The 25,606-nt window shown below is 71.1% G+C and carries 21 protein-coding genes; 7 read left to right on the forward strand and 14 right to left on the reverse strand.

Going from position 1 to position 25,606, the window contains the following annotated elements:
• Positions 1–55 precede the first annotated feature (55 nt).
• Positions 56–2,158 carry an alpha/beta fold hydrolase gene (locus ABZX92_RS24700; RefSeq protein WP_355563712.1) on the reverse strand — a complete coding sequence of 701 codons (2,103 nt, stop codon included), beginning with the start codon at positions 2,156–2,158 and terminating at the stop codon, positions 56–58.
• Complete coding sequence (locus ABZX92_RS24705; protein WP_355563715.1) at positions 2,155–3,228, reverse strand: class I SAM-dependent methyltransferase; 1,074 nt, start codon at positions 3,226–3,228, stop codon at positions 2,155–2,157. The genes ABZX92_RS24700 and ABZX92_RS24705 overlap by 4 nt, the downstream gene beginning before the upstream one ends.
• A 106-nt stretch (positions 3,229–3,334) precedes the next feature.
• Between ABZX92_RS24705 and ABZX92_RS24710 the strand changes: the two genes are divergently transcribed.
• Positions 3,335–5,983 (forward strand): AAA family ATPase, encoded by a 2,649-nt coding sequence (locus tag ABZX92_RS24710; protein ID WP_355563772.1) that lies wholly within the window; start codon positions 3,335–3,337, stop codon positions 5,981–5,983.
• On the opposite strand, the gene ABZX92_RS24715 is transcribed toward ABZX92_RS24710, so the two are convergent.
• Positions 5,951–6,580, reverse strand: coding sequence for a glyoxalase (locus ABZX92_RS24715; RefSeq protein ID WP_355563718.1), 630 nt, complete (start codon positions 6,578–6,580; stop codon positions 5,951–5,953). The two genes, ABZX92_RS24710 and ABZX92_RS24715, sit on opposite strands and share 33 nt — an antisense overlap.
• A gap of 166 nt (positions 6,581–6,746) precedes the next feature.
• Here ABZX92_RS24715 and ABZX92_RS24720 point away from each other — a divergent pair, with 166 nt between their 5' ends.
• Positions 6,747–7,238 carry an isoprenylcysteine carboxylmethyltransferase family protein gene (locus ABZX92_RS24720; protein ID WP_355563721.1) on the forward strand — a complete coding sequence of 164 codons (492 nt, stop codon included), beginning with the start codon at positions 6,747–6,749 and terminating at the stop codon, positions 7,236–7,238.
• Positions 7,239–7,586: 348 nt separating this feature from the next.
• Here ABZX92_RS24720 and ABZX92_RS24725 read toward each other — a convergent pair whose 3' ends face one another.
• The 5 genes from ABZX92_RS24725 to ABZX92_RS24745 form a co-directional block, all read right to left on the reverse strand.
• Positions 7,587–9,269 (reverse strand): putative PEP-binding protein, encoded by a 1,683-nt coding sequence (locus ABZX92_RS24725; protein ID WP_355563724.1) that lies wholly within the window; start codon positions 9,267–9,269, stop codon positions 7,587–7,589.
• Entirely contained in the window at positions 9,266–9,910 is a 645-nt protein-coding gene (gene dhaL / locus ABZX92_RS24730) for a dihydroxyacetone kinase subunit DhaL (RefSeq protein WP_355563727.1), read from the reverse strand. Before dhaL ends, ABZX92_RS24725 begins: the two co-directional genes overlap by 4 nt.
• Before the next feature lie 62 nt (positions 9,911–9,972).
• A complete protein-coding gene (gene dhaK / locus ABZX92_RS24735; protein ID WP_355563730.1) occupies positions 9,973–10,971 on the reverse strand; it encodes a dihydroxyacetone kinase subunit DhaK in 999 nt (332 codons plus the stop codon).
• On the reverse strand, positions 10,968–11,738 hold the full coding sequence (locus tag ABZX92_RS24740; protein ID WP_355563733.1) for an aquaporin: 771 nt from the start codon (positions 11,736–11,738) through the stop codon (positions 10,968–10,970). Before ABZX92_RS24740 ends, dhaK begins: the two co-directional genes overlap by 4 nt.
• 133 nt (positions 11,739–11,871) lie before the next feature.
• Positions 11,872–12,645 (reverse strand): IclR family transcriptional regulator, encoded by a 774-nt coding sequence (locus ABZX92_RS24745; protein WP_355563736.1) that lies wholly within the window; start codon positions 12,643–12,645, stop codon positions 11,872–11,874.
• Between the two features lie 55 nt (positions 12,646–12,700).
• Between ABZX92_RS24745 and dhaM the strand changes: the two genes are divergently transcribed.
• The 3 genes from dhaM to ABZX92_RS24760 all read left to right on the forward strand — a co-directional run bounded on the left by dhaM (position 12,701) and on the right by ABZX92_RS24760 (position 16,336).
• Entirely contained in the window at positions 12,701–13,090 is a 390-nt protein-coding gene (gene dhaM / locus ABZX92_RS24750) for a dihydroxyacetone kinase phosphoryl donor subunit DhaM (protein WP_355563739.1), read from the forward strand.
• The gene (locus ABZX92_RS24755; RefSeq protein WP_355563742.1) at positions 13,074–13,364 is read left to right on the forward strand and encodes an HPr family phosphocarrier protein; all 291 of its coding nucleotides are present in this window, start codon (positions 13,074–13,076) and stop codon (positions 13,362–13,364) included. Before dhaM ends, ABZX92_RS24755 begins: the two co-directional genes overlap by 17 nt.
• An 80-nt stretch (positions 13,365–13,444) precedes the next feature.
• Positions 13,445–16,336, forward strand: coding sequence for a substrate-binding domain-containing protein (locus ABZX92_RS24760; RefSeq protein ID WP_355563745.1), 2,892 nt, complete (start codon positions 13,445–13,447; stop codon positions 16,334–16,336).
• 55 nt (positions 16,337–16,391) lie between these two features.
• Here the strand turns inward: ABZX92_RS24760 and ABZX92_RS24765 are convergent, their stop codons facing one another.
• From ABZX92_RS24765 to ABZX92_RS24775, 3 genes are all read right to left on the reverse strand, one after another.
• Positions 16,392–16,952: a snapalysin family zinc-dependent metalloprotease gene (locus ABZX92_RS24765; RefSeq protein WP_355563748.1), complete on the reverse strand. Its 561-nt coding sequence runs from the start codon at positions 16,950–16,952 to the stop codon at positions 16,392–16,394.
• Between the two features lie 181 nt (positions 16,953–17,133).
• Entirely contained in the window at positions 17,134–18,309 is a 1,176-nt protein-coding gene (locus tag ABZX92_RS24770; protein ID WP_355563749.1) for an NAD(P)/FAD-dependent oxidoreductase, read from the reverse strand.
• Between the two features lie 32 nt (positions 18,310–18,341).
• Positions 18,342–19,124 (reverse strand): SDR family oxidoreductase, encoded by a 783-nt coding sequence (locus ABZX92_RS24775; RefSeq protein ID WP_355563752.1) that lies wholly within the window; start codon positions 19,122–19,124, stop codon positions 18,342–18,344.
• 128 nt (positions 19,125–19,252) lie between these two features.
• Between ABZX92_RS24775 and ABZX92_RS24780 the strand changes: the two genes are divergently transcribed.
• Together ABZX92_RS24780 and ABZX92_RS24785 are read left to right on the forward strand one after the other, a co-directional pair.
• Positions 19,253–19,906 carry a TetR family transcriptional regulator gene (locus ABZX92_RS24780; protein ID WP_355563755.1) on the forward strand — a complete coding sequence of 218 codons (654 nt, stop codon included), beginning with the start codon at positions 19,253–19,255 and terminating at the stop codon, positions 19,904–19,906.
• Between the two features lie 19 nt (positions 19,907–19,925).
• The gene (locus tag ABZX92_RS24785) at positions 19,926–20,720 is read left to right on the forward strand and encodes a PIG-L family deacetylase (RefSeq protein ID WP_355563758.1); all 795 of its coding nucleotides are present in this window, start codon (positions 19,926–19,928) and stop codon (positions 20,718–20,720) included.
• A 6-nt stretch (positions 20,721–20,726) separates the two neighbouring features.
• Here ABZX92_RS24785 and ABZX92_RS24790 read toward each other — a convergent pair whose 3' ends face one another.
• The 3 genes from ABZX92_RS24790 to ABZX92_RS24800 form a co-directional block, all read right to left on the reverse strand.
• Complete coding sequence (locus ABZX92_RS24790; protein WP_355563761.1) at positions 20,727–21,371, reverse strand: helix-turn-helix domain-containing protein; 645 nt, start codon at positions 21,369–21,371, stop codon at positions 20,727–20,729.
• A gap of 17 nt (positions 21,372–21,388) precedes the next feature.
• The gene (locus ABZX92_RS24795) at positions 21,389–23,065 is read right to left on the reverse strand and encodes an allophanate hydrolase (protein ID WP_355563764.1); all 1,677 of its coding nucleotides are present in this window, start codon (positions 23,063–23,065) and stop codon (positions 21,389–21,391) included.
• The coding region (locus ABZX92_RS24800) for a 5-oxoprolinase/urea amidolyase family protein (protein WP_355563767.1) at positions 23,062–25,606 on the reverse strand (2,545 nt) is incomplete at its 5' end. The genes ABZX92_RS24800 and ABZX92_RS24795, both read right to left, overlap by 4 nt.

Genomic DNA, 25,606 nt, shown 5'->3' on the forward strand with positions numbered 1-25,606 from the left:
CATGCCTGCTCCCAGGGCTTACGAAAGTGCTACGGGCGCGACCTGGGCCAGTTTGCTAGATCAGGTCGGCGAGCAACGCGGCCGCACGGGAAGCGCCATCGGACTCGACCGGGCGGTAGGACGGCGAGCGCCCGATCTCCTCGGCCATCGCGGCGGCCAGGACCTCCCGATCCACCACCTGCTCGTAGGTCGTGCACCGGCCCGCGCCATACCGTTCGAGCCGGTGCCGGACGTGGAAGTTCTGCTCGAAGTGGTTCCGCAACGGCACGTAGATGAACGGACGCCGGGCAGCCGTCAGCTCCATGCAGGTGGTCAGCCCGCCCTGCACCACCGCCAGGTCGCAGGCGCCGAGATAGCGGTGCAGGTCCGGCAGGTACCCGCGCACCTCCACGTCCCGGTCGCGGCCCAGCGACGACGGATCGATGCGCGGCCCGGTGACGACGAGGAACCTCAAGCCCGGCACCAGCTTTCGCGCGAGAGGCACGGCGTCGAGCACCCGCCGCAGCAGTGACTCCCCCACCCCCGAACCGCCGACCGTGACCACGCACAGCTTCTCGTCCGGCCGGACACCGATCCTGCGCCGCAACGCCTCGCGCTCGCCCTCGTCCGGCGGGTCGAATCCCGTGACGTAGCCGGAGAAGTCGAAGTTCTCCAGAGTCCACTCGCGGATCGCCGGCAGACCGGGCCCGAATGGCAGCGGCACCACGTCGTCCGGGTCGCCGACGAACACCGACCTGTCCCGCACCCGCCGCAACCGGGCCCGTTGCTCGATCATCTCCAGGTTGTAGTCGGCGGTCAGGCGTTCCTCGCGCGCACCACCGCCGGGCATCGGGAGCCAGCCGACGAAGTCCGTCAGCCACGCGAACGGGCTCCGCTTCAGCCGCGGGTTCTCGTGCAGGAAGTGGTCGACCTCCCACGCCTCGTCGCCGATGACCAGGTCGTACCCCTCGACGGCCTCGTCGAACACCATGAAGTTGTTGACCAGCACCGCGTCCAGCCGGCGGAACGTCTCGAACACGTGCAGGTCGTGCTCGCCCGCGTCGTCCTCCACGTGCGCCGACTCGGTGGCGAGCCACGCCGACGCCGGGTGGATCCGCTCGCCCGCGCGGCCGAGCATCTCGGTGACCGGGTGCTGGGCGAGCCAGTCGATCTGCAGCTCCGGCCGCAGCTTGCGCAGCTCGGACGCGATCGCGAGGTCGCGCCGGGCGTGACCGAGACCGATCGGCGAGCTCAGGTACAACGCGCGGGGCGGCCTGCTGATCGGCCTCGACGACCTGGTGCGGCTCGCCGTGGGATGCACTCGGTCGACGAACTCCTTGATCAGCAGGTTGATCCGCACCGGGTCCCGCGCGTGCACGCCGTGCCCGGAGCCCTCGACCAGCACCAGCGAACCGCCGGTCAGCTCGGCGAGCCGTTCTCCGATCGCGTGCGGGCGGACGCGGTCCTCGGTTCCGTGAATTACCAGCACGGGACATCGCACCGCCCGGCAACTGTCCTCAATGGACTCCGAGCCGAGCCGCCCGTCAGTCGTGTCGGCCAGCGTGGCGGGCGAGATCTGCCGCGCCCACCGCACACCGTCCTCGATCTGCTTGGTGGAGTGCGGTTCCGAGAACATCCTGGCGAAGAACCAGTCGACGAACTCGTCGTAGCCGCCGTTCAGCCAGTGGTGCCGGTTGTACTGGATCCCGCCCTCGGCCGACTCCCAGGCCTGCTTCTCCTGGACCAGCGTGCCGATGAGCGAAGCGCTGGCCGGCGCGATGGCGACGATGCCGGTGACCCGGTCCGGGTGGTGCGCTGCCGTCAGCACCGACCACGCATCGCCGCGCGACAACGCCACCAGCACGGCACTGCCGGTCCCCGTGGCGTCCATGACCGCGATGGCGTCCGCGGCGCACTCAGCGTCCACATAGGACTCGCCGCCGACCGGGCGATCCGAGGAGCCGGAGCCGCGGCCGTCGAACGTGACCACCCGGAAGTGCCGCGCGAGGTACGGCACCTGCGCCTTCCAGTGCAGCGACGGCACGATCGACCACGTCGGCATCAGCAGAACCGTTGGCCTGCCCGGGTTGTCGTAGACGCGGAACGCGAGCCGCACCCCGGCCCGCTCGGCGAACCCGGTTTCGTCGGCCTCGCGGACCGGGCGCGGCTCGGCTGTCACGGCCGGACTTCGAGCACCTGGTTGAACGGCGTCGCGGCCACCCCGGCGAACCGGGTGAACCCGCCCGCGACCGCCACGTCCCGGATGCGCGCGGGCCCGGCCTGCGTGCCCAGCGCGAGCCCGACGTCCTGCGACAGGGAGGCAGGCGTGCACAGCAGCGTCGAGAAGCCGTAGTAAGTGCGGCCCACGGGGTTGAGGTTGTCCTCGACGTGGTCCCCGGCCATCGGCTCGACGATCATCCAGGTGCCTTCGGCAGCCACCGCGTCCCGGACGTGCCGCGCGGCCCCGACCGGGTCGCCCATGTCGTGCAGGCAGTCGAACATCGTCACGAGGTCGTAGCCCGTGCCGCCGAAGTCCTTCGCGGACGCCACCTCGAACGTCACGCGGTCACCGACTCCGGCGGCCGCCGCCCGTTCGCGCGCCACCCGGATCGACTCGGGGTGGTAGTCGGACCCGGTGAAGGTGGAGTTCGGGAACGCCTGAGCCATCAGGATCGTTGATGCCCCGTGCCCGCAGCCGACGTCCGCGACCCTGGCGCCGGCGCGCAGCTTCGCGGTCACGCCGTCCAGCGCGGGCAGCCAGCTCTCGATCAGGTTGGCCTCGTAGTTGGGCCGGAAGAACCGCTCGCAGCCCACGTGCACGTCCGTGTTGTGCTCGTGCCAGCCGACCCCGGACCCGCTGCGGGCCGCGTCGAGCACACGTCCGGCGTCGTGCACGGTGCCCAGCGCGATCTGGAACATGCCGGGCAGGAACGCGGGGCTGTTCTCGACCGTCAACGCCACCGCGTGTTCGATCGGCAGCGCATAGCTGCTGGTCCCGGGGTCGTACGTCACGTATCCCCCGGCAGCCTGGGCGTTGAGCCATTCGCGCACGTACGGCTCGGCGGTGCCACTGCGGTCGGCCAGCTCGGCGGCGCTGATCGGCTCGCCGGACGCCATCGCGCGGTAGTAGCCGAGCTTGTCGCCCATGACGACGAGCGCGGCGTTCAGCGTGGCCCCCACCTCGTCGACCGCGCGGAACACGAACTGCATCAGCTTGTCGGTGTCGACCTCGGGTCTTGTCGTGGTCATCTGCCCTGCCCTCCTGTGAGGGTCGGAACGTATGAGCGCCAACAGGTCAGTCGCATCAGGTGCCCCACCTAGTGCCGGAGCGCTGCTTACACTCCCCGATGTGCTGATGGGACGCGAGTCCGAGCGTCGACAGATCGAGCGGCTCGTCGCGAGCGCCCGGATCGGGCGCGGTGGCGTCCTCGCCCTCACCGGTGAGCCCGGCGTCGGCAAGACCGCGTTGCTGCGCAAGGCAGCCGAGAGCGCCACCGGCATGACCGTGTTGTGGGTGGCCGGCAGCGAACCCGAGCGGGAGATCCCTTTCGGTGCCCTGCACCAGGTCCTGCGGCCCGCGCTCGACCGGCTCGACGAGATCCCGGCGCCCCAGGCACAAGCGCTGTCCGTGGCACTCGCGTTGCACCCCGGCACCGCGGGTGACCGGTTCGCGGTCGGGGCCGCCACGCTGAGCCTGCTCTGCCGGTTCGCCGAAACGCGGCCGATCGCCGTGCTGCTCGACGACCTGCACCTGTTCGACCGGCCTTCCGCCGACGCGCTGGCGTTCGCGGCCCGCAGGCTCGCGGCGGATCCGATCGTCCTGCTGGCCACCTCACGGGACGCCGATCCCGGGCTGCCCGCGCTGCCGTTGTCCGGCATCGATCTCGCCGCCGCGGGAGAGCTGGTCTCGAACCGCTCCAACGGGACCGTCTCGCCCGATCTCGTCGCTCGCCTCCACAAGGCCACCGCAGGGAACCCGCTCGCGCTGATCGAACTGGCCGGGCACCGGCTCGACCACGTCTCACCCGAGACTCCGCTGCCCGTGTCCGCGACGCTCGCCCACGAGTTCGCCGAGCAGGCGCGGTCGCTCAGCGAGGCCGGCCGCGCGGCGCTGACCGTGGCGTCGGTGGCGGGCAACGATCTGCGCGTGGTCGCCGGGGCGTGCGGACTGCTGGGCATCCACGTCGACGCGCTGACCGAGGCGGAGAACGCCGAGCTCGTCCAGATCACCGACGGCCGCGTCGAGTTCCGTCATCCGCTGATCCGCGCGGCGGTCTACGGGGACGCCGCGCCTGCCCAGCGCAGGGCGATCCACCGCGCCGTCGCGGACACGTTCGGCCCGCACGACCCCGACCGGCACGCCTGGCACCTCGCCGAGGCGACACTGGGACCGGACGCCCGTGTCGCCGATCATCTCGTTCAAGCGGCCGTGCGCGCGAAGGAACGGAGTGCGCACGACGTCGCCGCCGCTGCTTACGAACGGGCCGCGCGGCTGAGCCCGGACGTCCAACGGCACGGCGAGCTGTGCGTGGCGGCAGCGGAGTCGGCGTGGCTGGCCGGCACCACGTCGCGCGCCATCGCGTTGCTCGACGAGGCCGGCCGGGACGACGCACTCGAACTGCGCGGCGCGATCGCGGCCCGCACCGGCTCGCTGACCGAGGCCCGCGACTTCAGCCGCGCGGCCGCCCATCGGTCCGGCAGCGCCGACGACAGCGTGGTGCTGCTGGCCGACGCGGTGAACGCCTGCTTCTACCTCGGCGACACCACGACCGGGGTCTTGCTGGCACACGAGATCGAGGCGCTGCTCGACCGCGTGGTGACCCCGCGGGCGCGGGGAATCGGCCAGATGGCGGCGGGCTGTGCCCGAATACTCGCCAACCGCGGTGGCGCCGGGCAGATCCGCGCCGCCGTCGACCTGCTCGCCGCCTCCGGTCTGCTGCAGGCGGACCGGAACCGGTTGTCGTGGCTGATGATCGGCCCCATGTTCCTGCGCGAGGCCTCCTCGGGAGCGGAACTGCGGCGCATCGTCGGCGAGGTGCGGGCGGAAGCGGCCGTGGGGACGCTGCCGTCGTTGCTGTTCCACGTCGCCAGGGACGAGGCCACCACGAACCAGTGGGTGCGTGCCGAGGCGACCTACGACGAGGCGGCCCGGCTGGCGCGGGAGACCGGGCAGGAGACCGACCTCGCGATGAGCCTGGCCGGGCTGGCGTGGCTGCGGGCCCGGCTCGGCGACGAGGAGCAGTGCCGCGGGCTCGTCGCCGAGGCACTGCCGATCTGCCGCACCCGCGACATCCACATCGGCCGGGTGTGGTCGTTGTTCGCGTTGGGAGAGCTCGAACTCGGCCTGGGCAACGCGCGGAAAGCCTTGGCACAGCTGGAAGAGCTCGCCGGGTTGCTGGACGAGCTCCAGCTCACCGACCCGGACCTGTCCCCCGCACCGGAGCTGACCGACGCGCTGGTGAGGCTGGGCAGGCACGAGGACGCCCACGAGATCGCCGACCGCTACCGGGACGAGGCGACCGCGAAGGGCCAGCCGTGGGCGATGGGGCGGGCCGAGCGCGCGATCGGCATGCTCAGCAAGGACATCGACGAGCACTTCGAGGCGTCGCTGGAGTTCCACGCGCGGACGCTGGACGACTTCGAGACCGCGCGGACCCGGCTCGCCTACGGTGCCCGCCTGCGCCGCGCCCGGCGGCGAGCCGACGCCCGGCCGCACCTGCACGCCGCGCTCGAGACGTTCGAGAACCTGCGAGCGGTCCGGTGGGCCGACCTCGCCGCGATCGAGCTGGGCGCCACCGGCGAGACGATCCAGCGGCGCGCACCGGGCGAAACCCTGACCCCGCAGGAGTTGCAGGTGTCGTTGCTGCTCGCCGAGGGCAAGACCACCCGTGAGGTCGCCGCGGCGTTGTTCCTGAGCCCGAAGACCATCGAGTACCACCTGCGCAAGGTGTACACGAAGCTCGGCATCAGCTCACGCGCCGAGCTGGCCGCCCGCCTGCCCTGACCCGGCCCAGGCGAAGCCGTCGGGGTCGGTGAACTGCGAGGCACCGTTCACGACGATCCGGTGCGATCCGGAACCTTCCGGCGCCACCCCGGCGTCCTTGGCGAGAGCGCGCCGCCGGTACAGGCCCAGCTTCACGTCACCGGCCGAAGCGAACTCCACGTACATGCGGCCGAAGCTCTTCGCCACGGTGAAGCCCTGGTCGAGGTAGCACTTGCGGCTCGCGGCCACGTCGGTGGAGCCCAGCAGCAGCACGATCGAGTCGATCTTCCCCGTGGCCGGCCCGGTGTCCTTCTTCGCCGACGTCGCGACCTTCCAGATCGCGCCGTCCGGAGCCTGCACCACGCCGCCGTAGCCCCACATGGACTTCGCGGCGGGCTTCAGCACGGTCGCACCGGCATCCACCGCGGACCCGATCAGCGCGTTGACGTCGGCGGGCTGGGACACGGTGAGAGACAAGGTGAAGCCGCGGAATCCGGTGCTGGATTCCCGGGCCTCTCGCAGGCGGAGCCGGGAGCCGAGGCCGAAAGCCTTGGCGTAGAAGCTTTCCGCGGCGGCGAGGTCGGAGACTTCGAGGGTGATGGCGTCGATTGAGGTCATGCCGGAAACGCTAGGCGCCGGTCCACCAGCGGTGCTTCTTGATTCCTGACCGTTCACGCGCCGAACCCGTTCGTGACTCATGCCGTAGCCCGACCAGGTGAATCAGGGGCCAATGGTTCGCTGTAGAGCTACCCGCAGTGGGCCGAAGCGGGTAAGGGTGTACGCCATGGAGAGGCGACAGGCGTTACTCGGCTCGGCCGCGTTCTTCGTGCTGGCGCCCGGCGGCGTGGCCGGGCTCGTGCCGTGGCTGCTGACCCGGTGGCGGGTGGAGCCGTTCTGGCCACCGCTGCGGATCGCCGGAGCGGTCCTGCTGGTGCCCGCACTCGCGGTGCTGATCTCCTCGTTCGCGCGGTTCGCGGCGGAGGGTCTGGGCACGCCGGCGCCGGTCGCACCGCCCGATCGCCTGGTGGTGGGCGGGTTCTACCGCTACGTCCGCAACCCGATGTACCTCGCCGTGCTGTCGCTGATCATCGGCCAGGCACTCGTGCTGGGACAGCTGATCCTGCTCGTCTACGCCGCCGTCGTGACGGTGGCGTTCACCGCGATGGTGCGCTGGCACGAGGAACCGGCTCTGCACCGCCAGTTCGGCGACCAGTACGACACGTACCGCGCCGCCGTGCCCGGCTGGCTGCCGCGCCTGCGTCCGTGGGGCAGCTAGACGGTTGCTTCCCAGGCGTTGGCTCTGCTCGCGTCTGCAAGTACCACCAACTCTTCATCACATCGCCGCTGACCACACCCAACCGGCTCCGGAACCGGCCGTCGCCGCGTGGCGTGGCGCGCCAGCCGGTTGGCAACAGGAAGTGCTGGGTGATCTTGGGTTCAGGGTCCTGGCGAAGTCGTGCGTGCTGATTGCGCGTGTGCACGCCTGGCTTGCCCCGTTATGCACGGTCCGGCTGGTCGGGACAGCCTGTGCACGGTGCCGGCGTGTTCGACGCCGACGCCGCGACCTCCGGACGGTCCAGCCGCGACCACCGCCGAGAGACCGAAGCCCAGTTTCCTTGTGTGGTCAGGGAATTCGCGGGCTGCAGTGTTCACGGACGGCTTCCCACACCTGGTCGGCAGTGGTGAGGCCGAGGGCGTGGTGCGCGATGCTCGCGCACGTCGTGTGGTCGAGGCGGCGGATGATGGCGCGCACCTGGTCGAGGTGGGCCGGCGCGGTCGACAGCACGTCGCAGCCGAGACCGATCAGCAGCGGCACGACGAGCGGGTGCGCGGCGGCGTCGCCGCACACGGACACACGTTGATGTCGGCGGTGTGCCGCGGCAATGGTGTCGGCGATGGCGCGCAACACGGCCGGGTGTGCGGCGAGTTGCGGTGTCAGCGCGGGATCGCGGCGATCCAGGCCCAGGATCTGACCGGTGAGGTCGTTGCTGCCGATGGACAGGAAGTCGGCGCGGGCGGCGATGTCGTCGGCCGCGGCGACGGCTTCGGGGAGTTCGATCATCGCGCCCAGCGGTGGTGGCGCGACGCCGAGATCGTGTGCGACGCGGTTGAGGATGTGGCGGCAGGCGTCCAGCTCACCCGGAGTCGCCACCATCGGGATCATGATGCGGACGTCACCACCGTCCGCAGTCGCGAGGATGGCCCGGAACTGGCGTGCGAACGCGTCGGGATCGGCGAGCATGAGCGGTAGGCCCCTGCCCAACCGGCCGGTTGGGCCCCCGGACAGGAACGGCGGCAGCTTGTCGTCGGCGTAGTCGAGGGTCCGCACGGTGACCGGTCGGCCGGCCAGCGCGCGCAGCACGGGCCGGAGCACGCCGCTGTGCTGCGCCTCGCTGGGCCATTCGACGGCGTCGAGGAACGGGAGCTCGGTGCGCAGCAGGCCGACGCCGTCGGCGTTGGCGGTGATCGCGGCGCGCGCCTCGACGGTGGTGGCTATGTTGGCGCGCAAGGTGACCGTGTGGCCGTCCCGCGTCTGCGCGGGCAGATGCCGTTCCGCGGCAAGGGCTTCCCGGCGTTGGCGGGCGGCCCGCATCGCCTCGGCCGCGGCGGCCTGCTCGGCGGGGCTCGGGTTGATGACGATCTTGCCGTACCCGCCGTCGACGGCGACGGGTGCGCCGTCGGAGTGGTCGAGCACCCTCGGGTCGACGCCGACGAGCAACGGGATGCCCAGCGAGCGCGCCACGATCGCGGCGTGGGAGTTGAACCCGCCGGTGACGGAGACCGCCGCGGCCACCGTGCCCGCCCGCTCGAGCAGGTCGGCCGCGCCGATCTCGCCGGCCATCAGCACCACCGGGCCGTCGGTGTCCAGGTCGTGGTCATGACCGTGCAACCGGGCGATCACGCGTTTACCGACCTGACGGACGTCCGCCGCGCGTTCGGCGAGCGTCGGATCGGGTAACGCCGCCAGCGCCTCGGCGTGATGATCCACCGCCCGCTGCACGGCCAGTGCCAGCGGCAGGCTGCTCTCGGCGTGCTGGACGGCCAGTGCCCGCAGATCGGTGTCCATCGCCAGATAGCTGATGACTTCGAGGATGTCGGCGTCCTCCGCGCGGTCGGCCGCACGCAGTCGCTCCGATGTGGACAGCAGGTCCGCGGCGACGCCCTGGAACGCCTCGGTGATCTGGGTGGCGGGATTGCCGATGCCGTTCCAGGGCAACGCGGTGGGGAGTGGCCGGTCCGTGCGGTGCAGCACGCCGACGGCCGTGCCGGGACTGGCCGCCCGCCCGGAGAAACGCAGCTGGTTCATCTGGCGGCCACCACCCCGGCCAGCGCGGTGAAGATCAACGCGGTGGACGCCGCCCCTGGGTCCTGGTGCCCGATGCTGCGCGGACCGAGGTAGGACGCCCGGCCTTTGCGGGCTTGCAACGGGATGGTGGAGTGCGCACCGTCCTCGGCCGCCTTCGCGGCGGCCGCGGCCGCCGCACTCAGATCCGCGCCGTGGAAGACGGCCTCCTCAAGCGCCGTGACCGCCGGCGCCAGCGCGTCGAGCATCGTCTTGTCGCCGAGGGTGGCCGCACCGAGCTGGGTGACGGCGGCCGTGGCGGCGTGCAGAGCCGCGACGAGCTGCTCCGGCGACGCCGTCGGGCCGGTCAGCGCCTTGCCCGCGGCACGGAATGCCGTGCCGTACAACGGACCTGACGCACCGCCCACAGTGGACATGAGCGTGCTGCCGGTCTTGACCAGGACATCGCCGACCGTGACCGGCTCGAACTCCGCGAGCGCCGCGACGACGGCGGTGAAGCCGCGGGACATGTTGGCGCCGTGGTCCGCGTCGCCGATCGCGGCGTCGAGCTGGGTGAGCTGGTCGCGATGCTCCTCGACGGCCGCCGCGACGGCCCGGATCCACGCACTGGCCGTGGCCGTGTCCACCGTGTCCACCGTGTCCACCGGATCCTCCTCGACTCGGACGGCAATGCCGCCATCGTGCCCGGTGGGCTGATCCTGCGTCATCAACTGCCCCACCGCAGTCCCGCCGTCGCCACCGGCGCCGCCCAGAGGTCGAGCATCTCGTCATCGGCCCGGCAGACGGTGATCGACACACCCGCCATGTCCAGGCTGGTCACGTAGTTGCCGACCAGGCTCGCGCCGATGCGCACGTCCTGCGCGGCGAGCACCGCGGCGACCTCGGCCGCCACCACGTAGAGCTCGATCAGCGGTGTGCCGCCGAGGCCGTTGATCATCACGATGGCCTTCTCGCCCGCGGTCAAGGGCTGGTCGGCCAGGATCGCGTCCATCGCGAGGCCGACGAGTTCCTCGGCGGGCCGGAGCTTGCCGCGGCTGCGGCCGGGTTCGCCGTGGATGCCCACGCCGATCTCGATCTCGTCCTCCGGCAGGTCGAAGCCAGGACGCCCGGCCGACGGCGTGGTGCAGGCGGTGAGCGCGATCGCGAACGACCGCGACGCCGCGTTGACCTTCTCCGCCATCTCGGCGACCTTGTCCAGGTCCGCACCCCGGTCGGCGAGCGCACCGGCGATCTTCTCCACGAACACCGTCGCGCCGGTGCCACGCCGGCCCGCGGTCCAGGTGGAGTCCTGCACGGCCACGTCGTCGTCGACCAGCACGGTGCGCACGGTGAGGCCCTCGTCAGCCGCCAGTTCGGCGGCGAGCTGGAAGTTCATCACGTCGCCGGTGTAGTTCTTGACCACGAACAGCACGCCGGCGCCACCGTCGACGGCCTTGGCCGCGGCCAGGATCTGGTCGGGCACCGGGGAGGTGAAGACCTCGCCGGGAACCGCGGCGTCGAGCATGCCGGGGCCGACGAACCCGCCGTGCAGCGGCTCGTGGCCGGAGCCGCCGCCGGACACCAGCGCGACCTTCCCCGTTCTGGGTGCGTCGGCGCGCACGATGATCCGGCTGTCGCTGTCCACCCGGAGCTCGGGGTGGAAGGCCGCGATGCCGGCCAGCGCGTCGGTCAGCACGGACTCGGGTGTGTTGATGAGCTTCTTCACGACAGGACTCCTTCGGCCTGAACCGGCGCCGGCTGCTCGGCGACACTCCGCGTGGTGGCGATGAGGTGGTAGACAGCCGCGGCGGCGATCCCGCCCGCGATCTCGGCGGCCAGGTAGACGGGCAGCTGTTCCCAGTGGACGGTCCCGCCGAACAGCTGTCCGGTGAGCATCGGGCCGAACGTGCGAGCGGGGTTGATCGAGGCGCCGGTGGCCGGGGCGATCGGGATGATGATCGCGAACACCGCCAGTCCGATGGCCACACCCGCGAAGCCCTGTGGCGCCCGCTTGTCGATCGCGCCGAACACCACCAGCACGAGCAGGAAGGTGCCGATCGCTTCCGCGACGAACGCCTGGCCCGGACCGACTTCGGCGCTGTAGGAGGCGATGCCGAGTCCGACGTCGACGGCTTTGTGGCCGAGCACGCCGATGATGGCGAACGCGCCCAGCGTCGCGCCCGCGAGTTGCGCGGCGAGATAACCGGGTACCTGCCGCCACGGCATCCGCCCGGTCGCGGCCAGCGCGAGCGTGACGGCCGGGTTGATCTGGCAGCCCGAGACGTGGCCGATCGTGTGGACCATCGCGATCACGGCGAACGCGAAGGCCAGGGAGATCATGCCCAGCTGGGCCATGGTGAACGGGGCGTCGCCGCCCACGATCAGCGTCGCGGGAACGGATCCGACGCCGATGAAGACCAGCGTCGCGGTGCCGAGAACCTCGGCGATCAATGCCTGGGGGAATGTGTTTGCCAGGGGGGATGTGTCAGCCATGTGGGACGCCCGCGGCAATGCGGGCGCTCACCTCCTCAGCGGGGAACCAGAGTCCGATTTGCTGAACGGCGTTCGTTATTACTGAACGAGAGGAAGGTAAGCGTGGCCCAGGTCACTGTCAAGAGGCCTGACGTCAGGCGAGCGCGCGAGCGAGCGGAGCGCGGCCGGCCCCCAGCTCACGGGACAGCTGGCGGGCCACTTCCCGCACCTTGACGGCCAGGTCCTGGTTCCGCCCGTCCTCCAGCAGCCGCTCGACCGGGCCGACCACCCCGATCGCGCCGGCGAGCCCCGACCTGTCGAACACCGGCGCGGCGATCCCGGCGTCACCGAGCGTGGACTCCTGGTCCTCCAGCGCGTAGCCGGCGGAGCGCACCCGCTCCAGCTGCTCGTTCAGCGCGGCCGGATCGGCGAGACTCCGGCCGGTGAGCGGCGGCAGCGGCCCGGCGAGCAACTCCGCCTGGCGCTCCTCGGGCAGGAACGCCACCATCGCTTTGCCCAGCGCACAGGTGTGCCACGGGACGCTCGCGCCCACCTCGAGGATCTGCACCGCCCCCTCCGGCCGGAACGCGTGGTGCACGACCAGCACGTGATCGCCGGTCAGCACGGCGACCCAGACGGCCTCGTTGGCACGGGCGGCCAGCAGATCAGCCCAGGTCAGCGACCTCATTCGCAGCTCATGGGTCTCCAGGAACGCGTTGCCGAGCGTGAGCACGCCGGGCCCCAGCACGTACCTGCCGGTCTGGCGGTCCTGCGCGACCAGCCCTTCCGCCTCCAGCGTGCGCAGCAGCGCGTGCACCGTGGGCTTGGCGACCCCCACGTGCTCGGCCAGTTCGGCCAGACCCAGCCGGGGACCGCCCGCACTCAGCAGCCGCAGGATCTGCACCGCCCGCTGTACCGACTGGACCACAAGGAACCTCGATTCAGTATTGCTGAACGCTATTCAGCATGACAGCATCCTGTTCATGCAACCTGTTGGGATCGTACTCGTCTCGCACAGCGCGGAGCTGGCATCCGGACTGCGCGCGTTGCTCGACCAGCTCGGCGTCGAGCCGGGCTCGGTGATCGCCGCCGGAGGCACCGCCGACGGCAGGATCGGCACCAGCTACGACGCGATCACCGCGGCCGTCAAGGAAGCCGACCAGGGCAGCGGCGTGGTCGTCCTGCCCGACCTGGGCAGCGCGGTGATCACCGCTCGCGCGGTGCTGGCCGACTACGCCCAGGACGACGTGGTGCTCGTGGACGCCCCGTTCGTCGAGGGCGCCGTCGCCGCCGCCGTCACCGCCGCCGGAGGCGCCGATCTCGCCACTGTCATCACCGCCGCACGGGAGGCCCGCCATGCCACCAAGCTCTGACACGTCCCTGCACACCGGCGACACGGCCGAGATCGACGTGGTGCTGCCCGCGCACCTGCACGCACGCCCGGCGGGCAGGCTGGCCAGAGCAGCGGCGCAACTGGCCTGCGGTGTGCAGATCTCGCACGAGGGCAGGACTGTCGACGCGACCGGGATCCTCGCCGTCATGGGCCTCGGCGCCACCGCCGGCACCACTGTCACCGTCCGCGCTCACGGCGACGGTGCCCACGACGCCGTGGCCGAGATCTGCCGGCTGCTGCGCACGATCGACTGACGCCGAACTGTCGACCACCGCACGACCACAGCCGCTGGAAAGGTGCAGACGTTCGGTCTGTCCGGCCTAAGGTATTCGACGTGATCGAGCGAGATCGGGCACGACGGCCGCGCATCGGGGCGTTGAACATGTCGCTGGCCGGGTTGTTCGAGCTCCAATGGCTCGGCATGGCCGACGCGGCACAGGCGCTCGACGCCGACCTCATCGCGTTCATCGGCCGCGAGCTCGATGATCCCGCCGACTTCGGCAGGTCCGCGAACTCGGTCTACGAGCTCACCCGCGGCGCCCGGCTGGACGGGCTGGTGGTCTGGACGACCGCACTCAGCTCGTACGCGGGACCGCGGGCCGTGCAGGCGCTCTGCGACCGGCTGGCGCTGCCGCTGGTGAGCGTCGAGCACCCGCTGCCAGGGCATCCGAGCGTGCTCTTCGACGACACCGGCGGGATCCGCAAAGCTGTCGAGCACCTCGTGGAGGTCCACGGGCACAACAGGATCGCCTTCGTGCGCGGTCCGGCGACGCACCCCGGCGCCGAGCTGCGGTACCGCGGCTACCTGGACGGGCTGGCGGCGAGGGGACTTCCGTTCGACGAGACGCTCGTGCCCGTGCCACCGCAGGGGTGGGACGCCGGCCGGGCGGTCGCGATGACGACCGAGGTCTGCGCGCGCGAGCCGCAGGCGATCATCGCCGCGAGCGACTTCTTCGCCCAGGCGGTGATCGTGGGCGTGCGGCGACTGGGGCTGCGCGTGCCCGACGACGTGGCGGTGATCGGTTTCGACGATCTGCCGAACACCGCGCACTTCGCTCTGGGGCTGGACAACGTCGACCCGGCCGTGGCGGGGCGGACGGTCGAGCGGTCGGTGAACCTGGGTTCCGCTCCCCCGCCGCTGACGACGGTGCGGATGCCGTTCGCGGACCTCGGTGCGAAGGCGGTGGAGCTGCTGCTCGCGAGACTGCGCGGTGACCAGGTGCCGGAGTCCGTCACGTTGGTGCCGGAGCTCGTGGTCCGCCGGTCGTGCGGATGTCTCCCGACGCCGGTCGAGGACACCGGCGGCCAGGTGGCGGAACGGCTGTACCAGGCCGCTCGGCAGGCCCTCGACGGCGAGGGGGACGAGAGGTTCCTGACCGCGCTGGACTCGTTCGCGCGGACGGAGGGCGTCGACCACGCGTGGACCGCACTCGCCGCGCTGCGCCGGGACCGCCGGCTGCCGCCCGCTCCCGAGCTCTGGTGGCAGGCGAGGCAGCTGCTGGGCGAGATCATCGGGCAGCAGCGCACGTTCGAGCACCAGGTCGGCGAGAAGCGCGACGAAGTCGTCCGCACGCTCGGGCAACGGCTGGTGACCGCCCGCGAGGTCGGCGACCTCGGTGACGTGCTCACCGCGGAACTGCCCCGCATCGGCATCCCCAGTTGTGCGATGGCCCTGTACGAGCCGCCGCTGACCGAACCGGGCGTCCCCGGCCAGGCCGTGCTGGCGATGGCCTGTGACCGCGGCCGCCGGCTGGACGCGGGCGACCAGCCGTCCTTTCCCGCGCTCGATCTCGCGCCCGGATCATTTCTGGAGCGTGCCACCGCCTCGAACTTCGTCGCGCTGCCCTTGTACTTCAAGGACGAACGGCTCGGCTTCGTGCTCTTCGAAGCCGGCGTGCGGGTCGGGTGGATCTACGAGGCGCTGCGCGGCCAGATCTCCAGCGCGCTGGCCGGCGTCATCCTCGTCGAACGGGAACGGCGTGCGCTCGCGGCGGTGGAGGAGAGCAGCCGGCGGCTGGAGGACCGGGTCGCCGAACGGACCGCCGAGCTGCGCGAGCAGATCAAGGTGCGCGAACACGTGGAGGAGCAGCTCCGCCACGCCCAGAAGATGGAGGCCGTCGGCAGGCTGGCGGGCGGCATCGCGCACGACTTCAACAACCTGCTCGTGGTGATCAACGGCTACAGCGAGATGCTCCGCAATCGCCTGCGGGACAACGACGAGCTGCGGGACGCGGCCGAGGAGATCCGCAACGCCGGCGTGCGGGCGGAAGCGCTCACCCGGCAGCTGCTGATCTTCAGCCGCCAGGAGGTCCCGCAGCCGGCGCTGCTCGACCTGAACGACGTCGTGACCGGCGTCGAGGCGATGTTGCGCCGCCTCATCGGCGAGCAAGTGCGGTTCACGACCCGCCTCGCACCGCTGCCCTGCCCGGTGTTCGCCGACCGCGGCCAGCTGGAGCAGGTGGTGGTGAACCTGGTCGTGAACGCCCGCGACGCCATGCCCGGCGGCGGCCTGCTGACCGTCGAGACGACAGAGGTCCACCTCGCCGAAGGTGAACGGGTCGGCGTCGCGCCCGGCCGCTACGCGCTCCTCTCGATCACCGACACCGGCGTCGGCATGTCGGCGCAGACCCAGCAACGGATCTTCGAGCCGTTCTTCACGACCAAACCGGCCGGGCAGGGCACCGGGCTGGGCCTCTCCACGGTCTTCGGCATCGTCGAGCGCAGCGGTGGCCACGTCACGGTCAGGAGCGAGCCGGGTGCGGGCTCCAGCTTCGACGTGCACCTGCCCCACGCGACCGACGAGGAACTGAAGCCCGCACCCGAATCGCTGCCACCGGCACCCACCGCGGAGGCACGGGAAACCGTGCTGCTGGTCGAGGACGAGGCATCGGTCCGTGCCGCGACCCGAGTGTTCCTGGAACAGTACGGCTACCGCGTCATCGAAGCGGAGACCGGCGCGAAGGCGCTCGACCTCGTCGTCGCCACCGCGGAGATCGACGCGGTCGTCACCGACGTCGTCATGCCGGAGATGGGCGGACGCGAGCTCGGCGAGCAGTTGGAGCAGCTGCGCCCCGGTCTGCCAGTCCTGTACGTCACCGGATACGCGGACAACGCCGACGTCCGCGAGCACCTGTCCCAGCGCGGCGTCGCCCTGCTGCAGAAACCGTTCACCGCAGCCACATTGGCCCGCCGGATGCGGGAGCTCATGACCGGACGCACCCGCTGAGAAGCACCGGGCGAGGCCTGGGTCCACAGGAGACCCAGGCCTCGGTCAAGCACGATCAGGAGTGCACGGGGATCTGCTCGTAAATCGTCTTCCACTCGAAGGTGCCGACGAACCCGTTGGCCCACAAGCGGTTCACCCGAGCCGCCTCGGTGGCGTTCGGCGAGGCGACGGTGCACGACGTGCCCGGACCGCCGCCGGACATCAGTTCCGAGCACGGCCCGCTGTAGTGGTCGGGCAGGCCGAGGGCATGCCCTGTCTCGTGCGCGGTGATCCGGACGACGTAGTACTGCCGCGCTTGCGTGTAATCGATGAAAATGGTGCCGCTGCCGTGGCCGTTGGTGGAGGCGTACGAACCGCGCGGGTCGTTGCCCTCGCGGTAGCGCAGGGTCGCCGCGCTGCGGTTCTCCACCAGTTTCACGTTGCTCACCTTCGCGTTCCAGTTCGCCGCGCCTTGCCGGATGGCGCTCGCGAACGTGGGTGCGCTGCTGGTGTCGTAGTAGACGTTGACCGACGCCGCGGTGGGCGGGGCCTCGGCGGCCGACGCCTGACCGGTCAGGGGTGCGACGAAGGTCGTGGCCGCGGCGAGCGCGACCGACAGGACGAGTTTCCTGAACATGGTTCTCCTCGCTTGCAGGGTGCGAAGAATGGAACCTCGGGGGTTCCGCCATCCAACGTAAGGAAGCTCGTCACGCCCACTCACCCGCCATTGGCGTGAAGGGGTCCAGCGCTCTTGACGGTTGACATCACTCACTATTCGGATTAATGCGCTGAAAGACGCGAAAAGGGGCGAATGGCCGTCACGGTGCGTCAGCTGCAGCGGCGAAATGCTGGGCCAGCGGTGCGGCGCCGGCCGGGCTCAGCAACATCTCGCCGCTGGCGTCGGTGTCGAGGATGGTGCCGACCATGCGGTCGAGCATGGCGCGTTCGAACACGGCGATCGCGTCGTCGAGCGTGGCGTGCTCGGGCGCGAACAGGGTGTTGACGAGTTCCACGGCGTCGAGCAGGGCCATGTTCACGCCTTCGCCACCGAACGGCGGCATGACGTGTGCGGCGTCGCCGAGCAGAGTGATTCCGGAGTGCTGCTTCCACTGCTGGCGCGCCGGCATGCCGTAGAGGGGCCAGTAGGCGAAGTAGCCGTCGATCTCGTCGAGCACAGCCAGCAGGTCCGGGCTCCATCCGGCGAACGTCTCGCGCAGCTGCCGGCGCACGGCAGCCGGGTCCGTGAACCGGTCGCCCTGCTCGCGGCTCGGGTCCTCCTCGGTGCGGACCGCGAAGTACACGCGGACAGACCGGTCAGCCGCGCGCTGGGCCAGAATCGCCTTGTTGTCGCCGACCGCGTGCAGGATGCCCTCGCCGGTGTGGCGGGCCACGAACGACTCGGGCCCGGGATCCCGGAGATCTCCGTGGATGAACGTGATCCCGCTGTACGCGGGCTGCTCGTCGGTGACCAGCGGCCGGGCGCGAGAGCGGATTCCGTCGCAGGCGATGACGAGGCCGGCTTCGACCTCGGTGCCGTCGGCGAGGCTGACCCGGTGGCGGCCGTCGGGCGTCGGCGTGACCGCGGTGACCTCGGCACCCCACCTGATCATCTCCGGTGGCAGCGAGTCGATCAGCAGCCGGCGCAGCTGCGCGCGGTCGATCTCCGGCCGGTACTCCCCCGCCGCCTCGTCCACGTCGACCTGGATCTCGGCGTCCGAGTTCATCAGGCACAGTCGTTGACCCAGCGGCCGCGCCAGTTCCTCGAACTCCGCGAACAACCCCATCTCCCGCAGGGCGAGCTGCCCGCCCCGCTCGGCGAGGTCGAGGCTGCCGCCCTGAGACCGGGCATCCGGTCCGGCGTCCCGCTCCAGCACCCGTGGCGCGAGACCGCGCAGGTGCAGCAGTCGTGCCACGGCGAGGCCGGCCGGGCCGCCCCCGAGCACCACGATGTCCGCGGCCCGCACGGCCTGTGCGGCGGAAGGGAACTCTGTCATGTCGAACTCCTTGCTGTGCTTGAACGAGCTGCTCAGATCTGGGCGAGGCCGCCGTCGACGACGATCTCCGAGCCGGTGAGGTAGGAGGCGCGTTCACCGGCGAGGAACACCACCGCGTGCGCGACGTCCTCCGGGCGCCCCCAGCGGGCCATCGGCACCGTGCTCGTCACGTACTCGTCGATCGCCAGCTGCATCTCCGGGTCGGTCTGCGCGGTGAGCGGAGTGGCGATGCAGCCGGGCGTGACCGCGTTGACGCGCACGCCACGGGCCAGGACTTCCTCGTCGAGCGCGAGAGTGCGCACCAGGCTGCGCACAGCGGCCTTGCTGGCCGAGTACAACGGGTCTCCAGGGCGGCCCTTGGCCTCGGACACCGAGCTGGTGACCACCACCGATCCGCCCTGGCGCAGCACCGGAAGCAGCTTGACCACGGTGAAGAAGACGCTTTTGACGTTGGTGGCCATCATCAGGTCGAAGTCGTGTTCGAGGGTCTGCAGAACCGGTGGCGCGTCGGAGCGTCCCGCGTTCGCGAACACCAGGTCCACCTGCCCGAAGCGCTCACGTGCCTGCGCGGCAACACGTTCCGTGCCGGCCACGGTCGCGACGTCCGCCACCACCACGTGCACGGGCGTGCCGGTGCCGATCCGTTCCGCGGCGGCCCGCAGCCTGGCCTCGTCGCGCCCGGCGATCACCAGCGCGTATCCCTCGTTCGCGAGCTCGGCCGCCGTCGCCAGGCCGATCCCGCTGCTCCCACCGGTCACCACGGCGGCCCTGCCGTTCCACTGCTCTTCCACCACGCACCTCCGGCGTTCGGCCACGACATCACGATAAGCCACAGTCAGACACAAACGTGTGTCCGTTACTTATTTTGTTCACTGAAGTGACGTATCGAACACACGAAAGTCACTGCGGGAAGAAGGTCAGCGGACCGTGTTACCGTGACGAGATGGCCGGTGACGAGGACAGCGCGAGACTGAGCCTGCGCGAGCGCAAGAAGCTGCTGACCCGCCAGGCGCTGATCGACGCGGCGGACGCGATGTTCGCCGAGCGCGGGTTCGACAAGGTCACCGTCGCCGAGATCGCCGACGCGGTGAACGTGGCCGCCAAGACCGTCTTCGTCTACTTCCCCACCAAAGAGGACCTGGTCTTCCACGGCGAGGACGAGGTGCTGCGCACGTTGGTCGACCGCATCCGGAACCGTCCGGCCGGCACCACACCACTCGACGCCGTGGTGGACATGCTGAGCGAAGCCATGACCACGAGCCGGATAGGCGCTGTCACCGAACTGGAGCGCCTGCACCGCACGGTCGGCGACAGCGCGGGACTCAAGTCGCGGATGCGGCTGATGTGGGAACGGTTCGAACTGGCCGTGGCCGCCGAGCTCGCCGACGAGACGGGCGAACCGCCACACTCACCGCGCCCCCGCATCGCCGCCGCGCAGCTCGTCCTGATCTACCGGACCATGGCGTCGCCCGAGGTGATGGCCTACGTCCGCGCACGCCCCAAAACACGTCAGCGCCAAGCATTCAGCGAGTGGCTGACCGTGGCACGGGACATGACCGGCGAGGGCATCGGCGACTACGCCAGGCGCGGAGACTGATCCTGCCGGACTGGACACCATGACCCGAACGCTGCTCGCGGTGCACGCCCATCCCGACGACGAGTCGACGTCCACCGGCGGCATCCTCGCCCACTACGCCTCGCTCGGCACCCGAATCGTGCTCGTCACCTGCACGAACGGCGAGCTCGGCGATGCACCGGACGGCGCCGAGCCGTTCACGCCCACCCACGATCCCGCACGAGTCGCAGCGCACCGGCTCGGCGAGCTGCAAGCGGCGTGCCGCGTCCTCGGCGTGACTGATGTCGAACTGCTCGGGTACCACGACTCGGGCGTCGCGGCGTGGGAGAAGCCTCCCGGCGCCTTCGTGGACGTGCCGGTGTCCGCGGCCGCCGACCGGGTGGCGAGGCTGATCGAGCACTACGAGCCGCTGGTGGTGGTGACCTGTGACGCCGAGAACACAGCTCAGCACCGCGACCACCTGCACGCCGCGCGGGTCGCTGCGGCGGCGTTCGACCTGTCCGCGGTGGCAGCCAAGCTCTACTTCAAGGCGCACGGCCGGGCGTACTGGGAACGCCTGATCCGGGTGGCCGCCTCGGTCGGAATCCACCGGGACCTCCCCACCGGACTCGATGACGTCGACCGGCGCATCACCACGACCATCGACACCCGCGCCGTCACCGACCGGAAGCGCGCAGCGCTGCACTGCCACGCCTCCCAGCTCGGCTCGTCGATCGCGGGCAGGCTGCCACCCGCCGAGTTCGCCGAAGCGCTCGGCGTCGAGGACTTCGTCCGCGCACGGGACACCACGGGATCACCTGTCCCGGAAACCGACCTCTTCGCCGGGCTGGAGTAGCACGAGCTACACCAGGGCCGCGGCCGCCGTGCTCGCCGCGGCGATCTCCCGTTGAGCGACTCCGCACACGCGCAGGCACGCTTCGGCGATGGCGTGGCAGTCGGACGTGTCGGGCAACCGGGTTCGCCGTTGCTGGATCACGACTTCGACGAGCTGGATCAGCATCTCTCCCCGGCGGGTGCCCGCGGCCGACGCCGGGTCGTCGCCCGCGATCCGCGCGCCGAGACGGGCGTAGACGTCCTGGAGTTCCGCGCGATCGGAGCGGAACAGGTCGTACCGCTCCAGTTGCACTTCGGGCAGCAGGTAGAGCATGCCGATGTTGTGCGGTGCCGTCGCGAGCGTGTGTGCGTCGGCCACGGCCAGCGCGTACAGGGCGGGTGCCGCAGCGGCGCCTTCCAGCGAGCGGGCGACCTCCAGGCTGGGGCGCACGGAGACGCGGAGCAGTTCCAGGAGGATCTCGTCCTTGCCGGCGAAGTGGTAGTAGAGGGACGCCTGCCGCATGCCCACGCTGTCGGCGATGGCGCGGGTGGAGGTGGCGGAGAACCCCTGGGCGACGAAGAGCGCGGCGGCCGCTTCGAGGATCTGGTCACGTGGGGAACCGCCGCCGTCGTCGGGAGCGTGGCGCGGGCGGCCGGGACGGGGGCGAGTCACCTCCCCATTGTCCCCGATCATGCCCGGGCCGCGAGATAGCCGCGCCATCCGCCGAACTCGGTGATGTCCTCGGTGCCGTCGAGGGCCCATGGTTCGGCCAGGAAGCCTGGGACGCCCGAACCGTCGTTGAGCTCGACGGTGCCGATGACCATCGGGGGTGGCACCGCGGCGACGAAGGTGCCGAAACCTGCCGCCGGGAGCCGCCAGACCTCGCCGTCGATGCCGGAACCGCCTTCCGGCACGCGCACCAGTCCGGGTTTGGGCGGTGTCGTGGCCAGCGCTCGCAACCGGTAGGTCTCGGCGGTCCGCGCCGTGCGGACCAGGGAGCCTCCTGCCTGCACCAGCTGTTTGTTCAGGGGCTGGCCGTTCAGGTGCGCGCCCACGACGAACAACTCGATCGACGGCGCGAGCAACCGATCCGCGAGCTGGGCGAGAGCGCGGTCGCTGAACGCGGGGCCGGTGAACATCACCCCGAACGGCAGGCCGTCGGCGAACCCCGCCGGCACCGCGAGCGAGGCCATGTCGAGCAGGTTGGCGAAGTTGGTGAAGCGGCCCAACCGGCTGTTGACGCCGATCGGGTCGGCGGCCACCTCGTCCAACGTGGGATGACCGACCGTCGTCGGGGTCAGCAGCGCGTCGCACCCGGCGAGCAGGGCTCGCCCCGCCGCGCCGAGACGGGCGAGGGTGGCGGTGTCCTCTGCCCACTGCGCGGCCGACGGAGCCGCTCCGGCCAGGATGATCGCGGCCACGGTGGGGTCGAGGTCGGTGCCGATCAGGTCGCGGTGCGACTCGATGTGGGCGCCCACGGCGGCGTAGCGCTCAGCGACGAAAGCTCCGCCGTACAACAACTTCGAGGCTTCCAGCAGTGGTGCGACGTCGATCTCGACGATCTCCACTCCCCCGGCGGCCAGGCTCGCCACCGCGGCCGCGAACGCCTCGCGCCAGCCGGGTGCCAGGTCCGCCAGGTGCTCGCCCGTGGGCACGGCGACACGTGGCCTCGGCGGGAGCACGACGTCCGCGCGGGCTTCGCGGGACAGCGGATCCGCCGCGTCCGGCCCGGACATGAGCTCGGCGGTCAGCCGCGCGAGGGCGAGATCGCGGGCGAACACCGTGACGCAGTCCAGGGAGTAGCACGCGGGCACGACACCGGTGACGGGAACGAGTCCCTTGGTCGGCTTCACCCCGATGACGCCGTTGAGCGCCGCCGGAACCCGGCCGGAGCCCGCGGTGTCGGTACCCAGCGCGGCGTCGACGATGCCCAGCGCGACGGCCACCGCGGACCCCGCGGAGGAACCTCCGGAGATCCTGGCCGGGTCCCAGGCGTTGCGGACCGCGCCGTACGGACTCCTGGTGCCCACCAGCCCGGTCGCGAACTGGTCGAGGTTGGTCTTGCCGATCACGACGGCGCCCGCGGCTCGCAGCCGCGCGACCGCCGTGGCGTCGGCGTCCGGCCGGTAGAGGTAGGAGTGCGCGGCCGCGGTGGTCGGCAGCCCGGCCACGTCGATGTTGTCCTTGACCGCGATCACCTTGCCCGCCAACGGGAGGTCCTCGCCCGCGGCCAGCCGCGCGGCGATCTCCTTCGCCTCGGACATCGAGTCCTCGCGGTGGCGCCGCGTCACCCAGATCTCGGGCCGGCCGACCGCGTCGATCCGGTCGTAGGACGCCTCGACCGCGGCGACCGGATCCGGCGTCACGGCCGCACCGCCGCGAGGATCTGACCCGGAGCGACCTGGTCGCCGGGACGCACGTAGAGCTCGACCAGCCTGCCCGAGACGGGTGCGGTCACCTTGGCCTCCATCTTCATCGTTTCCACGGTGAGAACCGGATCTCCTTGTCCGACAAGCGTTCCCGGCTCCCCGACGAGTCGCCACACGGTCGCGGTGAACGGCGCGGTCACGGCGACCGCGCCGGCGGGCAGCACCACCTCCGGCGCGGTGACCTCCGGCGGTTCGTCGTGCCGGTCGAACTCACCGGCGAGGTGCCAGCGTTGTTTCTCCGCTTCGAAGGCGGCCGTCTGCCGCGCGCGGAAGGCCGCGATGTCGCCGGCGTTGTCGTCGAGGAACCGGAGGTGGTCCGCGATCGAGAACGTGCCGTCGACCGTCTCGAAGTCACCCCGGCCGGCGTCGGTCTCGGCGCGGAGCTCCAGCAGTTCGTCCGCGTCGACCGGGTACCACTCGATCCGGTCGAAGAAGCGCAGCGCCCACGGATGTTCGGCGAACAACCCGCCCCGGCGGTAGCGGTTCCACACCTGCACGGTGCGGCCGACGAACTGGTACCCGCCGGGCCCTTCCATGCCGTAAATGCACAGATAGGCGCCGCCGATGCCGACGGAGTTCTCCGCCGTCCACGTCCGCGCGGGGTTGTACTTCGTCGTCACCAGCCGATGCCGGGGATCGAGCGGTGTCGCCACCGGGGCGCCGAGGTAGACGTCGCCGAGGCCCAGCACCAGGTACGAGGCGTCGAACACGGTCCGGTAGACGTCGTGCACCGACTCCAGACCGTTGATGCGGCGGATGAACTCGATGTTCCACGGTGTCCACGGCGCGTCCGAGCGCACGCCGGCCATGTACCGCTCGATCGCCAGCCTGGTGGCGGGGTCGTCCCAGCTCAGCGGCAACCGGACGGTGCGGGACGGCACCACGAGATCCTGTGTGGGCGGCACTTCCGCTTCGAGTTCCTGGAGCAACCGGGCGACGTCCGAGGCCTTCAGCAGGGCGGGATCGGTGTGGACCTGCAGCGAACGGATGCCGGGGGTGACGTCGACGATGCCGTCCGGGCCATGTGCCGCAAGGGTTTCCTGGAGTGCGTGCACTCTCATGCGCAGGGCGAGGTCGAGGGTCATCGGCCCGTACTCGACGAGCACGTTGCTGTCGCCGTCGCGGCGATAGGTCACCGACGGGCGGTCCTCGGTCTCCTCCAACCGGCCCAGGACACCGTCGTCGCCGTCGCCACCCGAGGTGACGACGTGCGGAGCGGCTCGCCGGTCGGCCGCGGCATCGGCCTCGCGCACCCGCACGAAGCGCACGGCGTCACCTGGACGCAGCTGCCCGAGCTTCCACAGATCACCACTGGCGACCACGGCCGGGCAGACGAAACCGCCCAGCGACGGGCCGTCCGGGCCGAGGATGACCGGGGTGTCGCCGGTGAAGTCGACGGCGCCGACGGCGTAGGGCGTGTCGTGGATGTTCGACGGGTGCAGCCCCGCGTCGCCACCGTCCGGCCGCGCCCAGGCGGGTTTCGGGCCGATCAAACGAACTCCGGTGCGCGCCGAGTTGTGGTGCACCTTGAACTCGGCCCCGTAGAAGGAGTCCAGGTCCGCACGCGTGAAGAACTCCGGTGCGCCGTGCGGTCCCTCGGTGACCGCGAGCTGCCAGCTGCCGGTGATCGCGGGACGGCGGTGGGCCGGCGTCGGGCCACCGATCGTGGTCAGTCCCGGGTTCTCCGCCGCGTCCGGTGAGCCCGGCCGCAGCACGTCACCGGCGAGCAGCGCGCGACCGGCATGACCGCCGAACCCGCCCAGGGTGAACGTCGCGGCGCTGCCGAGGTAGGCGGGCACGTCGAGGCCACCGCGGACGGCGAGGTAGGTGCGCAGTCCGGGCCCGGTGGCGGTGCCGATCCGCAGCGTGCCGCCGGCGGGAACGTCGACAGGTTCCCATTGCGCGACGGGCTGGTCGTCTACAAAGGACTCCACGGGCGCACCGGTGAGACAGACGACGGACGGCACCGAGAACCGCAGCACCGGTCCGGCTGCCGTGATCTCCAAACCCGGCGCGGAGGCGGGATTGCCGACCGCGAGGTTCGCCTCGGTGAGCGAGACAGCGTCGAACGGACCGCTGGGCGGCACGCCGACCTGCCAGTACCCGGTGCGGCCCGGCAGGTCCTGCACGGTCGTCATCGTTCCCGGTACCAGGACGTCGATGCGCGGATCGGGGTCGGTGGTGCGGTCGAGGGTGGAGGTCGAGTGCACCGCGGCCCGCACGTCGTCGGAACCGGTGAGCGCGCGCAACAGCCCGAGGTTCGTGACGACGCCGTCGACCCGGGAGCCGTCGAGCGCCTCGCCGAGCAGATCCAGCGCGGCGTCCCTGGTGGGTCCGGCGGCGATCACCTTGGCCAGCATGGGGTCGTAGTGCGGCGAGACCTCCAGCCCGGTCTCGATCCAGCCGTCAACGCGGACCCCGGCGAGGTCGGCCGGGAAGACCGCCCGCGTCACCAGGCCCGGCGACGGCAACGACTCC

Source organism: Lentzea sp. NPDC006480 (assembly GCF_040611995.1).
In the GTDB taxonomy this organism is placed as follows: Bacteria; Actinomycetota; Actinomycetes; order Mycobacteriales; family Pseudonocardiaceae; genus Lentzea.